The sequence below is a fragment of the Actinomadura sp. GC306 genome (assembly GCF_004348665.1).
Lineage (GTDB): Bacteria > Actinomycetota > Actinomycetes > Streptosporangiales > Streptosporangiaceae > Spirillospora.
The window spans coordinates 1-14541 of sequence record NZ_SMKM01000170.1 but is presented as its reverse complement, the minus strand read 5'-3'; the positions used below and the strand labels follow the sequence as shown (position 1 = coordinate 14541).

At 72.4% G+C, this 14541-nt stretch carries 13 protein-coding genes and 1 riboswitch; of the genes, 3 read left to right on the top strand and 10 right to left on the bottom strand.

Going from position 1 to position 14541, the window contains the following annotated elements; translation table 11 throughout:
* Positions 1 to 148 precede the first annotated feature (148 nt).
* The 4 genes from E1200_RS21905 to E1200_RS21890 all read right to left on the bottom strand — a co-directional run bounded on the left by E1200_RS21905 (position 149) and on the right by E1200_RS21890 (position 4095).
* On the bottom strand, positions 149 to 1000 hold the full coding sequence (locus E1200_RS21905) for a hypothetical protein (protein WP_131953930.1): 852 nt from the start codon (positions 998 to 1000) through the stop codon (positions 149 to 151).
* 346 nt (positions 1001 to 1346) lie between these two features.
* A complete protein-coding gene (locus E1200_RS21900; protein ID WP_131953929.1) occupies positions 1347 to 1625 on the bottom strand; it encodes a MoaD/ThiS family protein in 279 nt (92 codons plus the stop codon).
* Positions 1626 to 1636: 11 nt separating this feature from the next.
* Positions 1637 to 2881 (bottom strand): threonine synthase, encoded by a 1245-nt coding sequence (thrC, locus tag E1200_RS21895; RefSeq protein WP_131953928.1) that lies wholly within the window; start codon positions 2879 to 2881, stop codon positions 1637 to 1639.
* A gap of 16 nt (positions 2882 to 2897) precedes the next feature.
* Positions 2898 to 3040, bottom strand: a riboswitch (SAM riboswitch).
* 95 nt (positions 3041 to 3135) lie between these two features.
* Positions 3136 to 4095 (bottom strand): cation diffusion facilitator family transporter, encoded by a 960-nt coding sequence (locus E1200_RS21890; protein ID WP_131953927.1) that lies wholly within the window; start codon positions 4093 to 4095, stop codon positions 3136 to 3138.
* A gap of 111 nt (positions 4096 to 4206) precedes the next feature.
* Between E1200_RS21890 and E1200_RS21885 the strand changes: the two genes are divergently transcribed.
* Positions 4207 to 5664, top strand: a complete 1458-nt coding sequence (locus tag E1200_RS21885) for a trehalose-6-phosphate synthase (RefSeq protein WP_131953926.1) — start codon at positions 4207 to 4209, stop codon at positions 5662 to 5664.
* On the opposite strand, the gene E1200_RS21880 is transcribed toward E1200_RS21885, so the two are convergent.
* Positions 5647 to 6777 (bottom strand): sulfotransferase, encoded by a 1131-nt coding sequence (locus E1200_RS21880; RefSeq protein WP_131953925.1) that lies wholly within the window; start codon positions 6775 to 6777, stop codon positions 5647 to 5649. The genes E1200_RS21885 and E1200_RS21880 overlap by 18 nt on opposite strands.
* Before the next feature lie 109 nt (positions 6778 to 6886).
* Positions 6887 to 7438, bottom strand: a complete 552-nt coding sequence (locus tag E1200_RS21875) for an RNA polymerase sigma factor (protein WP_131953924.1) — start codon at positions 7436 to 7438, stop codon at positions 6887 to 6889.
* On the opposite strand from E1200_RS21875, the gene E1200_RS21870 reads away from it, so the two are divergent.
* On the top strand, positions 7437 to 9650 hold the full coding sequence (locus E1200_RS21870) for a serine/threonine-protein kinase (protein WP_279484817.1): 2214 nt from the start codon (positions 7437 to 7439) through the stop codon (positions 9648 to 9650). The genes E1200_RS21875 and E1200_RS21870 overlap by 2 nt on opposite strands.
* Positions 9651 to 9719: 69 nt before the next feature.
* Positions 9720 to 10310, top strand: coding sequence for a PadR family transcriptional regulator (locus E1200_RS21865; RefSeq protein ID WP_131953922.1), 591 nt, complete (start codon positions 9720 to 9722; stop codon positions 10308 to 10310).
* Positions 10311 to 10346: 36 nt separating this feature from the next.
* Here E1200_RS21865 and E1200_RS21860 read toward each other — a convergent pair whose 3' ends face one another.
* The 4 genes from E1200_RS21860 to E1200_RS21845 all read right to left on the bottom strand — a co-directional run bounded on the left by E1200_RS21860 (position 10347) and on the right by E1200_RS21845 (position 14472).
* On the bottom strand, positions 10347 to 11477 hold the full coding sequence (locus E1200_RS21860; protein ID WP_131953921.1) for a hypothetical protein: 1131 nt from the start codon (positions 11475 to 11477) through the stop codon (positions 10347 to 10349).
* Positions 11478 to 11774: 297 nt separating this feature from the next.
* The gene (locus E1200_RS21855; protein ID WP_131953920.1) at positions 11775 to 12626 is read right to left on the bottom strand and encodes a hypothetical protein; all 852 of its coding nucleotides are present in this window, start codon (positions 12624 to 12626) and stop codon (positions 11775 to 11777) included.
* A 658-nt stretch (positions 12627 to 13284) separates the two neighbouring features.
* Positions 13285 to 14088 (bottom strand): trehalose-phosphatase, encoded by an 804-nt coding sequence (gene otsB, locus E1200_RS21850; RefSeq protein ID WP_131953919.1) that lies wholly within the window; start codon positions 14086 to 14088, stop codon positions 13285 to 13287.
* 135 nt (positions 14089 to 14223) lie between these two features.
* Entirely contained in the window at positions 14224 to 14472 is a 249-nt protein-coding gene (locus E1200_RS21845; RefSeq protein ID WP_131953931.1) for a DUF3263 domain-containing protein, read from the bottom strand.
* Between the last annotated feature and the right edge of the window lie 69 nt (positions 14473 to 14541).

Here is a 14541-nt window from a genome sequence, read left to right as displayed (position 1 = left end):
GCCGGAGAGTTTGCCATCCCCAGGGGCGGGCGGTTCGGGGGTGGCATCGGCCGCTCCGGAATCGTGGCCGGAGCGGCCGATGGGATCGTTCTGGGGTCTTGGTGCCGACCCTGTGAAGCGGAATTGCAGCCCGTTATCCGGTCGCCTGTCAGGCAGCCCCGGCGGCGGCGATCTCGTCCTGCTCGGAGCCCTCGACCTCGTTGACGACGGTGTTGCCCTTGCCGCCCTTGAGCTCGGTCTCGATCTCGCCGACCGCGACGGCCTCGTTCCCGACCTTCGGCGACGCCTTCGGCGAGCCCGTGACGCTGCTGAAGTTCAGGTTGCCCGGGCCGAACTCACCGACGACGGTGGGCCCGTTGTGCCCGATGTTGGACTGCTTCACCCACTGGGCGGCCTCGGCCTCGCCGTTCTCGCCGTGGCCGTTCTTGTCGTGGCCGTTCTTGCCGTGGCCGTCCTTGCCGTGGCCGTCCTTGCCGTGGCCGTCCTTGCCGTGGCCGTCCTTGCCGTGGCCGTCCTTCTCGTGGCCGTCCTTCTCGTGGCCGTCCTTGCCGTCCACGGTGCGCTCGGCGCCCTGCTCCTGCGCCGCCTGCTGGGCGCCCTGCTCCTGCGCCTCCTGCTTGGCCTGCTCAGCGCCCTCGGCAGCGCCCTGCTCAGCGCCCTCGGCAGCGCCCTGCTCAGCGCCCTCGGCGGCGGCCTGCTCGGCCACGGCGACCGCGTCCTGCTCGGCGCCCTCGACCTCGTTGACGACGACGTTGCCCTTGCCGCCCTTGATCTCGGTCTCGATCTCGCCGACCTCGACCGACTCGTTCCCGACCTTCGGCGACGCCTTCGGCGAACCCGTCACACTGCTGAAGTTCAGGTTGCCCGGGCCGCTCTCGCTGACATAGGTGGGTCCGTAGTGCGAGATGTTCGCGTTCTCCACGGCGTAGATGTGGATGTCGGCCATCGCGGAAGGGGCCGCGAGGACGGCGGCGCCCATGGTGATTCCGGTAATCGTCACAGCACGCGCAATGCGCTTCATGCCGTTCCTTCCTGTCTGAACTCTGCGCGCTCTTCTGAGCGCCCAAGCCTCACTCTTCCAGGAAAGAACCGACAACAAACTAAAGCGCGTTGACAGGGCACTCCAAGCTGAAGGCAGCGAAACGCATGTCCACGTAAGGGACTCGGCTCCGCACACTCGAAGGCCGACCTCTATTTCCGGACGTTGGATGATTATGGGCTATTTTCAGTTATGCCATGAATGCCCGACTAATCCAGGAGTGAAATGACCGGTTCGTGAAGGTGGGCGGACATGGCAACGGCCCTGGCGCACCGGGTGCGCCAGGGCCGAGCAGGGTAGGGTCTCGTCAGCCGCCGGCCACCGCCGGGATGATCGAGATCTGGGCGCCCTCCGGGGTGGGGGTGTCCAAGCCCTCGCTGAAGCGGACGTCCTCGTCACCGACGTAGACGTTCACGAACCGGCGGATCTTGCCGTTGTCGTCCAGAATTCGGGCGGAGATGCCGGAGTAGCTGGACTCCAGGTCGGCGACGACGGCGCGCAGTGTGGCGCCCTCGGCCTTCACCTCGGACTCGCCACCGGTATAGGTCCGCAGGATGGTCGGGATGCGGACGGAGACGGTGCTCAATGGTGCTCCTCTCAGGCCAGGCCGGCGGCGCGGAAGGCTTCCAGGGACGGGGCGATGTTCGCGGACGGGCCGACGACGGGCGCGACCGCGTCCAGGGTCTTCAGGCCGTCCCCGGAGTTGATGATCACGGTTTCGGCGGACGGGTCGAGGGCGCCGGTGCCGATGAGCTTGCGGAGGGTCGCGACGGTGACGCCGCCCGCGGTCTCCCCGAAGATCCCCTCGGTGCGGGCCAGCAGGCGGATGCCCTCGACGACCTCCTCGTCGGTGACGTCCTCGACGGCGCCGTTCGTGCGGCGGACGGCGTCCAGCACGTACGGGCCGTCGGCGGGGTTGCCGATCGCGAGGGACTTGGCGATCGTGGCGGGCTTCACCGGGCGGACGACGTCGTGCCCGGCCTTGAACGCGGCGGCGACGGGGTCGCAGCCGGCGGCCTGGGCGCCGAACACGCGGTACGGCTTGTCCGCCACCAGCCCGAGCTTGATCAGTTCCTGGAACGCCTTGTCGATCTTCGTGAGCTGGGAGCCGGACGCGACGGGGACGACCACCTGGTCCGGCAGCCGCCAGCCGAGCTGCTCCGCGATCTCGTAGCCGAGCGTCTTGGAGCCCTCCGCGTAGTAGGGCCGGACGTTGACGTTCACGAACGCCCAGTCGTCCTGCTCCCCGGCGATCTCCGACGCGAGGCGGTTCACGTCGTCGTAGTTGCCGTCGACCGTGACGAACGTCCCGCCGTACACGGCCGTCGTGATGATCTTCTGGGACTCCAGGTCGGACGGGACGAACACCGCGCTGCGGATCCCGGCGCGGGCCGCGGCGGCGGCGACGGCGTTCGCGAGGTTCCCGGTGGACGGGCAGGCGAGCACCTTGAAGCCCAGCTCCCGGGCCGCGGCCAGCGCCACGGCGACGACGCGGTCCTTGAACGAGTGGGTCGGGTTGCCGCTGTCGTCCTTCACCCACAGGCTCTGCAGCCCGAGGCTCTCGGCGAGGTTGTCGGCGCGGACGAGGCGGGTCAGGCCCGGCTCGGTGTTGGGGGTGTCCGCCACCGTGGACGGAACGGGCAGCAGCCCCCGGTAGCGCCAGATGTTGCGCGGGCCGGACTCGATGTCCGCCCGGGTCACTCCCCCGAAGTCGTACGCGATCTCCAGGGGGCCGAAACACTCTTCGCAGGCGTAGAAGGGCCCGAGGTCGCGGGTCGAGCCGCATTCGCGGCAGACGAGACCGGTAGCGGGTCCGAGGTCAGTGGCAGGCGTGGATGCCATGAAGCGAGGGCCTTTCTCCCCATCTTCCCTGCGCCACCTTGGTCGCAGGCCGGAGTTGGCACCATCTCCCGGCCGGCCCCCGCAGGATCGCGAGCGCGCTTCAGCCGAGTGGTTGCCGGGGCTTCGCAGGGCCGGTCCCTCCACCCCTCTGGATGAGCAATATTCAGTTGTACACGAACGCCGGTATGCATTCGTCTGCGTGATTTTACATGAACTGACCGGATGCCAGACAGCCGGGTCCACCGGTTGAGACGTTACCCGGGCGCGTCCTTGATCATGCCGGCCTCGTCGTGCCGGACGGTGCGCTGGGTCGGGTCGAGGAAGACGTGCCGGACGACCGGGACCCGCTCCCTGAGCCGGCGGTCGATCTCCCCGGCGACGTCCTCGGCCTCGTCGGCGCTGATGTCGTCGGAGAAGTTGACCTTGGCGGCGACGAGGAGCTGCTCGGGGCCGAAGTGCATCGTCAGCAGCTCCTCCACCCCGGTCACGCCGTGGGCGCCGAGGATCTCGGCGCGGATCACGCGCTGCGCGGCGGGGTCGGCCGCGCGGCCGATCAGCAGGACGGTGCTCTCCCGTCCGATGGCGAACGCGAGCACGGCGAGCAGCACGCCGATGAGGACGGAGCCGAGGCCGTCCCAGAAGTCCGAGCCGGTGATCTCCCGGAGGATCAGCCCGCCCGCGGCGAACAGGAGGCCGACCATCGCGGCGCTGTCCTCGAACAGCGCGGCCTTGAACGTCACGTCGGGCGACCGGCGGACGTGTTCGAGGATGCCGCGGCGGCTCCGGCGGGTCTCCATGCGCGCCTGGTACACGGCGCGCAGCCAGGACGCGCCCTCCAGGACGGCGGCGAGGGCGAGCACCAGGTAGGCCACCCAGACGCTCGTGCCGCTGCCGCCGTGGCCGAGCATGGTCAGGATGCCGTAGGAGATCGAGAAGCCGGCCCCGGCGATGAAGATCGCGAACGCGGCGAGCAGCGACCAGACGTAGCGCTCGTTGCCGTACCCGAAGGGGTGGCGGCGGTCCGGCGGACGTTCGCTGCGGCGCAGGGAGGCGAGGAGGAAGCCCTGGTTGAGGGTGTCCCCGATCGAGTGGGCGCCTTCGGCGAGCATCGCGCTGGATCCCGCGAGGGCGCCGGCGACGAGCTTGGCCAGTGCGAGCAGGAGGTTGGCGAAGCCGGCGACCAGCACCGTCTTCCTCGTCTCGGCGTTGCTCATTTCCGCCCGGTACCCGCGCCGCTTTGCACTATTCCGACCATTTCTCGCCTGTGTTGTGAACCACGTGGGCCACTTTGAAGCCCCCCGGCCTCAACTGAGACCCTTTCCGGTATGAGCCAAGTGCTGGTGGCATCGAACCGCGGTCCGGTGTCGTTCTCGTCGTCGGAGGACGGTGCGCTCACCATGCGGCGCGGAGGCGGGGGCCTGGTCTCGGGCCTCGCCGGCGTCACGGGGGCCGCGCGCGAGCCGTCGGCCGGGGGCCCGGACGTGCTGTGGGTGTGCGCGAGCCTGAACGACGCCGACCGGACGGCCGCGCGCCGCGCCCCGGACGGACGCATCGACCTGGCCGGCCACGACACCGGCGGTGCGGCGGTGCGGATGCTCGACATCCCCGAGGCCACGTTCCACCGCGCGTACAACGCCGTGGCCAATTCGACGCTGTGGTTCGTCCACCATCTTCTGTACGACACGCCGCGCAGCCCGCATTTCGATGCTCGCGCACGCCGTGACTGGCAGTCCTACGAGGCGTACAACGCGGCGTTCGCCGACGCCCTGGCGCGCGACGCCGCTCCCGGTGCGAAGGCCGCGATTCAGGACTACCACCTGTCGCTGGCTCCGCGGATGCTCCGCGAAAGGCGTCCTGATCTGCGGATCGTCCATTTCTCGCACACGCCGTGGGCGCCGCCGGAGTATTACTCGCTGCTCCCTGACGACATCGGGAAGCAGATCCTGCTGGGCATTCTCGGCGCCGACCATGCGGGGTTCCTCACCGAGCGGTGGGCCTCCGCGTTCCTCGACTGCTGCGAGCTGCTGCCCGGTGCACGCGTCGACCGTGCCGCCCGTACCGTCACGTGTGACGGGCACGTCACGCGCGTGGGCGTGCATGGTCTCGGCATCGACGCGGACGCGCTGCGCCGGCGCGCCGCCGATCAGGACGTCGTGGAGCGGGCGCGCGCGCTGCGCGAACAGGTGGGTGACCGCCAGCTCATCGTCCGGATCGACCGGACGGAACTGTCCAAGAACATCGTGCGGGGGCTCGCCGCCTACCGGGAGCTGCTCGTCAACCATCCCGAGTGGCGCGGCCGCGTGGTGCACCTGGCGTTCGCGTACCCGTCCCGCTACGACCTGCCCGAGTACCGGGAGTACACCGAGGCCGTCGAGCGGACCGCGCGGCAGATCACCGAGGAGTTCGGCACCGCCGACTGGGATCCGCTGATCCTGCAGGTCAACGACGACTATCCGCGTTCGCTCGCCGCCTATGGGCTGGCCGACGTGCTGCTCGTGAACCCGATCCGGGACGGGATGAACCTCGTCGCCAAGGAGGGGCCCGTCCTGTCGGAGCGGGGCTGCGCGCTCGTGCTGTCGCGGGAGGCGGGCGCGGCGGCCGAGCTGTCCGAGGACGCCCTGATGGTCAACCCGTACGACGTGTCGCAGACCGCCGAGACCCTCCACAAGGCCCTGCTGATGCCCCCGGCCCAGCGCGCGGAACGCTGCGTCCGGCTCGCCGCCGCCGCGACGGCCCTGCCCCCGCAGCGCTGGTTCGCCGACCAGCTAGCCGCCCTGGACTGACTCCGCCGACTCCGTCCTGTCCGCCGGGCCGGCGGCGGGCTCGGGTTCGGGCACGGACTCGGGCACGGGCTCGGGCACGGGCTCAGGCACGGAGTCGGGCGCGGAGTCGGGCGCGGGCGTCAGGAGGCACCGGACGGGGTTCGGTTCGTGGTGCTGCTTCCAGCGTTCGCGCAGCGCCGCCTTGCGCTGCGCCATGCGGCGGTGGGTGCTGGTCTTGGCGAACCGGGCGAGCTGGGCCGCGGACGGCCGTTCCAGCCCGCTCGGCTCGTAGCCGTACTCGGCGAGCCGCTCGCCGAACGCGGCCTCCGCCAGGCTGATCTGCCACGGGTCGAGGCGCTCGGCCCACGATCCGATGCGGCTCGTCGTGACCGCGTCGTGCGTCCGGCCGTGCCACTTCTTCCGCGGCGGGACGGTCCGCTTCGCGAGGCCCTCCGGCCGCGTCATCGCGGGGTCGAAGTCCTCGCCGAGGTACGCGCAGAGCCGGGTCAGCTCGTCGACCGGGTCGGCGACGAGCCGCTCGTACTGCAGTTCGTAGTAGGCGTCGGGGCCGAGCCGCTGGGCCAGCCGGCGGCCGCGGTCGATCGCCTCCCGCCACGCGGAGACGGCGTGGTAGACGTCCTTGTCGTACCAGGGCATCTCCATCAGCGAGGCGACGCAGTCCCGGCCGTCCCGGACGAGGTGGACGAACTGGGCGTCGGGGAACATCCGCAGCAGTGTGCCGACATGCCGGAAGTAGCTGGGCCGCTTGTCGCCCCAGCGCGGCTTGCCGTGCCGGCGGGCGTAGGCGCGGAAGACAATGCCGAGCGCCGACCCCAGCGTCGGCGGCCCGGCGGCGACCTCCTCGACGACCTCGGCGGCGTCCAGGCCGAGCGCGTGGAACTTCGTGGACCGGTCGGTCGTGATCCACTCCGCCAGCGCGCGCCTGTTCTCCCTGTCTTCGAGGTCACCGAACTCGCACCGCCGCGCATAGGCGGGGATGAGGAACTTCGTCTCCGCCGGGATCGCGATGCGGGCGTGCGAGTGCAGCATCAGCTGGAGCAGCGTCGTCCCCGAGCGGGGACACCCGAGGACGAAGATCGGACGGTCGTGGCGGGGGTCCGGGCCTGATGACATGCAGGAATGGTGTCCCAGACGTCACGCACCGTACACGATCCATCGACACACCGTTACCGCGGATTTGCCGACGCTTGACGGTCGCGCGGCTCGACGGTCGCGCCGCCCCTCAGGTGTAGGACTCGCCCAGGGTCTGCCGGAACTGCTTGCGCGCCTCGTGGATGCGGGACTTCACCGTGCCGAGCGGGAGGTTGAGCTGCTCGGCGATCTCCGCGTACTCCAGCTGGGACACGTCCCGCAGCACGAGGGCCTGGATGAGGTCGGGCTTGCGGGCCTCAAGGTCCTCCATGGCGTCCAGGATGTCGACCCGGGAGCCGGCGATGACGCTGGTCCGGCGCGGGTCCGGGCGCTGCTGCGGAAGCTCGCCGGCCTGCTCGACCGAGCGGCGCTTCAGCGACCGGTAGGTGGAGCGGGCGGAGTTGGCGACGACGACGTGCAGCCAGGTGCTGAACCTGGACCTGCCCTCGAAGCGGTGGATGTTCCGCGCCACTTGGAGCAGGGCGTCCTGGCATGCCTCCTCCGCGTCCTGCCGGCAGGGCAGGAAGCGGGAGCTGTGCCGCAGGACGTCCGGCTCGATCTTGCGGAGGAGCTCGTTGAGGGCGCCCTGATCGCCCTGAGCGGCCTTGACCGCCAGCTCCTCGGTCCTCTCGTCGAATGCCATGCCGCCTCAATGCTCGTTCGCACACTCAGCCCGTTGTTGGGATGATACGGGTGTGTCTTTCCCTCCAACGGTTGGCCGTTACCGGATCGATCGCGTCCTGGGGTCCGGGGCGTTCGCCTCTGTGTGGCTCGGGCAAGACGAGGCCCTCGACTCCCAGGTGGCGATAAAGGTCCTGTCCGGCAGCCTGATCGACGATCTGGACGTGCGCAACCGTTTCCTCGAGGAGGCCCGGATCCTGCGCCGCGCCGACTCGGCGCGGCTGGTCCGCGTGCACGACATCGGTGAGCTTCCGGACGGCCGTCCCTACTTCGTGATGTCGTACGCGGACCGCGGAACGCTCGCGGACCGCATGCGCGAACGGCCACTTCCGGTCAATGAGGCGGTCGCCCTGGCCGAGGAGATCGCGTACGGGGTCGAGGTCATCAACACCCTGGGCGTGATCCACCGCGACCTCAAGCCGACCAACGTGCTGTTCCAGTCGGCCCCGGACGGCGGCGAGCGGGTGCTGATCGCCGACCTCGGGCTCGCGAAGGCCCTCGCGCACGCGTCCGGCGCGTTCACGCTGCCGGTCGGCACGCCCGGCTACATGTCGCCGGAGCAGGCGCGGTTCGGCGGCGGACTGGACGTCCGCGCCGACGTGTACGGGCTCGGCGCGCTGACCTATCACATGATCACCGGGCGGGCGCCCGGCCCGGCGCCGGTGAAGTCGGCGCCGAGCGAGCTGCGCGAGGGGCTCTCCCCCGCGTTCGACCAGGTGATCCTGCGGGCCCTGGAGGTCGAGCGGGAGAAGCGGTGGCCGACCGCCGAGGCGTTCGCCGAGGCCCTGTCGACGCTCCGCCCCACGTCGCTGCCGGGCACGCCCGCGCAGCCGGCCGCACAGTCGGCCGCACAGCCGGCCGCGCCGGCCGCGCCGCCGATCAACGCGGACGCGACCGTCCAGGACTTCTACCGGGACGGCACCCAGGCCCGTCCCCCGGCGGCGGCCCAGGCCCCCGGCCCGGCGGTGACGCCCGTGCAGGGGCAGGCGCCCGCGCAGGGGCAGGCGCCGGTGCAGGGGCAGGCGCCGGGCGGCCCGCGGGAGATGCGGACGCGGCTCGACCAGCCGATGGAGGACGACATCGGCACGTCCGAGATGGCCGTGCCGCCGCGCCCGCAGGGGCCGGCGGGCGGCGGCGGGCAGACGATCGTGGACGACCCGAGCGGCCGGGGCGCGGCGTTCGGGCAGGTGGAGAGGCCGACGTCCCCCGACAACGACAAGGACCGCACGGTCGCGCTGCAGCAGCCGGTGCAGGGACAGCCGCAGCAGCCGGGCGGCGACGGCGGCGGCGACAACCGTACGGCCGTCTTCCCCGTCGGGGCGCCGCAGAATGGCGGCGGCCCCCAGGGCGGCCCGCCGCAGCAACCGATGGGCCCGGGTCCGGGCGGCCCGCCGCCCTACGGCGGGCCGGGGCAGCCGGGCCCGTCGCCCACCGGTTTCCAGGCTCCGCCAGGACCGGTCCAAGGGCAGGGCCAGGGGCCCGGCGGCAAGCAGGGCGGCGGCGGCCTGCTGGGCAAGCTGCGCGGGAGCGGCGGCCCCGGCACACCGGGAGGCGGTGGCACCGCGAACAAGCGGTTCGTGACCCCGCTGCTCATCACGGTCGCCGTGCTCGTGGTCGCGCTGATCGGCGGGCTGGTCCTCGGCACGCTGTTCTCGGGCGACGAGGGCAAGAGCGAGGACGACGCGGCCAAGCTCCCCGACGATTTCGCCGCGGTGTCCGACGACGCGGGCAAGATCAAGACCGCGGTGCCGAAGGCGTGGCCGAAGCAGCCCGAGCAGACGTGGGAGCCGAACACCGTCCGGCTGCAGGACGCCGAGCCGCGTCCGGTGCTGCGCGCGACGCCGGACAAGGCCGCCTTCCTCGGCGACGGCAAGGGCCCCGGCGTGTTCATCGGCGTGACGACGGACGTGCGGGACGGGCAGCTCCCCCCGCCGTCCGCGGCCGTCCACCCGCGGTGCACGAAGGCCGAGCCGGCGAGCTACACCACCCCCGACAAGGCCCTCAGCGGGACGATAACGCGGTTCACGAACTGCCAGAGCGGCACGCCGTCCGTGACCGAGGTGGGGCTGACCGACAAGGCCGGCAAGTTCGGGCTGTGGATCCGGGTCAAGGAGACCGACGACCGCGACGTCACGAAGAACATCCTGGACAACCTCAAGGTCACGGGCCCCTGAAGCACCCCGCCCCGACCATCCGATATATCGTTGACGCATCGCTGACGACCACCGGTTGAGGAGCCCGCGATGCGCGACACCACGCTGGGAAGGCACGCAGCCCCCCGGGGGCCCCGGGTGCGCAGGCGCCGCGGGGACCAGTTCGGCCCGTGGGGTCCGGGCGGCCCGATGTTCGGCCCAGGAGCGCGCCGCGGGCGGGGCGGCCACGGCCGCCGGACCCGGCGCGGCAACGTCCGGGCGGCGCTGCTCGCCCTGCTCGCCGAGCGGGCCATGCACGGCTACGAGATGATCCAGGAGCTGGACGCCCGGACCGGCGGCGTGTGGCGGCCGAGCCCCGGCTCGGTCTACCCGACCCTGCAGATGCTGGAGGACGAGGGCCTGGTCAGCAGCCAGGAGCAGGGCGGCAAGCGGCTGTTCTCCCTCACCGAGGCGGGCCGCGAGGTCACGTCGGCGCAGGCCACCGCCCCCTGGGACGAGGTCACCGCCGAGGCGGGCGAGAACGTCGTGCGCGGCCGGGAGGCGATCGGCCAGCTGATGGGCGCGCTGCAGCAGGTCATGGCGGTCGGCAGCGAGACGCAGAAGGCCCGCGCGCTGGACGTCGTCAACGACGCCCGCCGCCGCCTCTACGGGATCCTCGCCGACGACCCCGAGGCCGAGTGACCGGCCCGTCCGGAGCATCCGGAGGCGACGCGGAGATCAGCCGGGGAAGGGCGCGGGCTTGGCCAGCTGGTCGGCCATGTAGAGCTGCTTCCACACGTACAGCCCCATGTCGGCACGGCCGACATCGCTGTCGACGGGGACGTCCACCGTCGCGCGCACCAGGTACGTCGAGCCCGGCGGCATGTACTTGTCGCCACCGTCCCCGGACACCAGCCCGCCGCCCGCCAGGCGCCGCACGACCTCGCTCTTGGTCGGTGGCGTGCACATGTCCTCGGGGACGCCCGCCTGCGGCATGCAGCGGCCCCGCGCGTTGGGCGTGACGAGCGCGCGCTTGACGAACACGTCGCCCGGGAAGTCGAGGAGGACGTTGTCCTTGGTCGGGTTGGTGAGCAGGTACTCGATGTAGGGGAACGACGTGCCGGACGGCGGCGTGGAGTGGAACGTGGTCACGGCGCCTTCGCTGATCCCGCTGTCCACCGTGGCCAGCCGGTACTTGGCGCCGTCGACGGTGCCGACCTCGATCGGCGGGCCCGCCGGCGGCAGCTCGGCGCCGGCCGATCCCGGCCCGGCCGCGGCCGGGCTCGGGTCGCCGTCACCGGATCCGCCCGTGAGGACGAGCCCGGCCGTGACCAGCCCGGCCAGCACGAGCACGCCCGCGGCGACGATCCCGCTGCGGCGCCCGGCGGCCCGCTGCCGCGCCCGGCGCTCCAGTTCCCGTTCCCGTTCCCGGGGCCCCAGCCGGACCTGCACTCCGCTGGTCTCCCGGACGCCGACGCCCATCGGCCCGGTGGTGGACGGGACCTCTTCGTCCGGCCCCTGGTAGGCGTCCTGTGCCTCGGACGCGCCGGCCCAGGCGGCGGCACCGCGCGGCTCCGTCCCGGGCCACGCCTCCGATGCCGGGACCTGGACGCGCGGCGGCGGCTCGACCGGCGGACGGCCCCAGACCCGCGGCGGCTCACCGCGTCCGGGTTCCGGGTGGACGATGGGGCTCGTGGGGGCGCCCGGCGGGATCGGCGCTCCGGGTGCCGCCGGCGCGCCCGGCCGCAGGGGAGGCGGCGGGTGGATCTGCGTCCCCTCGACGGGCGTCGCCCTTGCCGCGGGGATCCCGTGCGCAGGCGTGTTTCCGACCTCGCCGGGACGGCGCGGGAGTACCGGTTCCGTGTTCACCGTCAAGCCTCCCCTAGTTACGCGCAGCTCCCCCGTGGACCACACTTACCGCACTTCATCATATTTTGGCGCAATTGGACGCAGAGTCCACGGGTGCCCCTAGAGTCGCGCGAGATACGACAAATCCGCTTTCCGAGCTTGTCACCCACACGACAACCGGCAAGTTCAGCAGCGGAAACCCGGTACAGGGCGCCTGTCAGAGGGAGCGGTCAGGGGACGGTGATGGAGCGCCGGGGCGGCCCGAGGCGGGCCGCCCGGCGTCCTACATCGGTCAGCGCCGATCCATGGGAAGAGCGGTCACGGGAAGGGAACGTGCTTGGCGGGGTCCGTGCCCACGAAGAGCTGCTCCGCCACGTACAGGCCGATGTCCGAAGACGTGAGGTCGCGGTCCACCGGAACCTGGACCGTGACACGCACCAGGTACGTCGAGCCGGGCGGCATGTACTTGTCGCCGCCGTCACCGTCGACCAGCTCCCCGCCGACCAGGCGCCGCACGACCTCGCTCTTGGCCGGCGCGATGCACATGTCGTCGGGGGCGCCGCCCTGCGGCTCGCACCGCTCCCGCGCGTCCTCCGCGACGAGCTCGCGCTTGACGAAGGGGTCGCCCGGGTAGTCGAGCAGCGCCTCCTCCTCGCCGGCGTTGGTGAGGAGGTAGTCGATGTAGGGGAACGACGTGCCGGACGGCAGCTCGGTCTGGGCCTCGGTCACCGCGTCCTCGTTGAGGCCGTTGCTCACCGCGGCGACCCGGTACCGGTACCCGTCGGCCGTGCTGACCTCCAGTGGCTTCCCGGCGGGCGGCGGCTCGACGTCCACCGGCTTCGCCCCGGAACCGCCGCCGGCCTGCGTGCCGTTCCCGTCCGAGCCGGACGTCAGGACGACCCCGATCGTGACCAGCCCCGCCAGGACGAGCACGCCCAGCGTGACCAGGAGGGCGCGCCCTCTGGCCCGGCGCGCCGCACGCTCCCTGCGCGCCCGCTCGCGCTCGCGCGCCCGGGGGCCGAGCTTGACGTCGACGCCGCCCGAATCCCGGGACCGCCGGCCGGTCGCGTACGGCCCGCTCTCCTCAGCGTACGGGTCCCGCTCCTCCGCATACGCGTCCCGCCCCTCGGACGAGGCGGACCACGGCCCCCAGGGCTCGGACTCGGGCATGGAGCTCCGGGTGCGCGGTTCGGACCACCCGGGTCCGGGTCGCGGCGACGAGCCGGGCGGCGGGCCCCAGGCAGGCGGAGGCGCCTGCGTCCGCGGCCGCTCTCCGTAGGGGTCCACCGGTATCTCGTACGGGTCGACCGGCCCGCGCTGGACGATCGGGCGCACCGGGGCGTCCGGCGGGATCGGGGCACCCGCGGGCGGCGTCCCGCCGCCCGGAGGAGGTTCCGGCGCCGGCCGGGAGGCATGCGGACGGCCCTGCCCGGGGGTCGCCCGGGGCGACGGGGTCCCCCCGGGAGGCGTGTACCTGAGATCGCCCGGACGGCGCGGAAGGCCACGTTCGGTGTCCATCGTCGCCTCCCCTCATCCTGATGCGGGCCCGAAGAACCGCGCACTTACCGCAAGTCGCCACATTTTGCCCCACGAAACACAGTGAACCGGACAGGCACCACGAATCGCGCACCTTGCGACAAATGCGGGCAGACTTCTTGTCACTTCGCGACAAGAAACGGCGACGAGGGCAGGTGAAACCAGGACGAACCGCAGCTCAACCGCAAATCAGCCGCAACTCCGGCACGGGTCCGGCACGGCTCAAGGCACGGGTCAGGGCACGGCTCGGGGCACGGCTCGGCCGCGCATCGGGCTCGGCGCGGCCGCCGGCTCAGGAGGCCGGGTCGAGCAGCGTCCCGAGGAAGTCGACGACGCCGGCCGGGCCGTCCACCACCAGGTCGGCCCGTTCCGCCAGGGCGGTGACCTCGGCCGACACGCTGCACACGAGGACCCCGGGCACGCCCTCCGCGCGCAGGGAGTCGACCGCGTCGAACGCGGCCAGGTCACCGAGGTCGTCCCCCGCGAAGAGCACGGCCGACGGGCGGGTCCCGCGGTCGGCGATGAACGAGCGCAGCGCCACGCCCTTGTCCATCCCGTGCGGACGCAGCTCCAGCACGAGGCGGCCGGGCTCGACCGTCAGCCCGGTGCGTTCGGCGAGCGCGGCGAGGATGCTCCGCAGGCGCTCAAGGGCGACCTCCGGTTCGGCGCACCGCCGGGTGTGCACGGCGAGCGCCTGCCCCTTGTCCTCGATGAACGTCTCCGGGGGCGCGCCCGCCGCCTCCAGTACGCCGGGCAGCTTGGCGCGGGCCTCCGCCACGCCGGGCGGCGGCTCGGGCACCGTCAGGACGCCCGACTCCCAGCGCTCCAGCCCGTACTGCCCCAGCACGACCAGGCCGTCGATGCCGTCGAGACCGCCGTACTCGACCGCCACCGCCGCGGGCCGCCCGGTGACGATCACCAGGGCGCCCACCCGCGGGGCGAGCCGGGCCAGCGCCGAGGCCGCGCCCGGGTGCGCCCGCGCCGCCGCCGGGTCGGCGACGATCGGCGCGAGCGTGCCGTCGAAGTCGAAGCCGAGCACGGCCTCCGAGGGGGACTTGCGGATCGCGTCGAGGCCGTCGGCACCGGCGGCCGTCACAGAACGGGGAGTGTTCACCCGACCAGTGAACCTTCTCACCGGGGGTGTCGCCAGGACCCGCCCGGCGCGAGTCGGGCGCGGGACGGGCCGGGATCGGTGCCGGCCGGACGGGGGTGCGGGCCGGTCCGGCGGGGGTCAGGGGCGGATGCCGAGACGGCGGGCGGCGCGGCTGCGCTGCCGCTGCGTCCGCATCCGGCGCAGGCGCTTGACGAGCATCGGATCGCACTCGAGCGCCTCGGGACGGTCGATCAGGATGTTGAGGAGCTGGTAGTACCGCGTCGCCGACATGTCGAACCGCTCGCGGATCGCCTGCTCCTTGGCTCCCGCGTACTTCCACCACTGCCGTTCGAAGGCGAGGATCCGGCGGTCGCGGTCGGAGAGCAGGTCGGCGGGAAAGGCGGCGTCGTCCGTCCCGTCCTCGTCGCTCGCGGTCTGGGGGGCTGGGCCATCGTC

What these genes read in the sequence shown, in the direction of transcription:
- E1200_RS21855 (WP_131953920.1), bottom strand. Translation starts at nt 12,626, where the DNA reads ATGCCCGAGTCCGAGCCCTGGGGGCCGTGGTCCGCCTCGTCCGAGGGG.
- thrC (WP_131953928.1), bottom strand. Translation starts at nt 2,881, where the DNA reads ATGGCATCCACGCCTGCCACTGACCTCGGACCCGCTACCGGTCTCGTC.
- E1200_RS21890 (WP_131953927.1), bottom strand. Translation starts at nt 4,095, where the DNA reads ATGAGCAACGCCGAGACGAGGAAGACGGTGCTGGTCGCCGGCTTCGCC.
- E1200_RS21875 (WP_131953924.1), bottom strand. Translation starts at nt 7,438, where the DNA reads ATGGCATTCGACGAGAGGACCGAGGAGCTGGCGGTCAAGGCCGCTCAG.
- E1200_RS21865 (WP_131953922.1), top strand. Translation starts at nt 9,720, where the DNA reads ATGCGCGACACCACGCTGGGAAGGCACGCAGCCCCCCGGGGGCCCCGG.
- E1200_RS21885 (WP_131953926.1), top strand. Translation starts at nt 4,207, where the DNA reads ATGAGCCAAGTGCTGGTGGCATCGAACCGCGGTCCGGTGTCGTTCTCG.
- E1200_RS21880 (WP_131953925.1), bottom strand. Translation starts at nt 6,777, where the DNA reads ATGTCATCAGGCCCGGACCCCCGCCACGACCGTCCGATCTTCGTCCTC.
- E1200_RS21870 (WP_279484817.1), top strand. Translation starts at nt 7,437, where the DNA reads ATGCCGCCTCAATGCTCGTTCGCACACTCAGCCCGTTGTTGGGATGAT.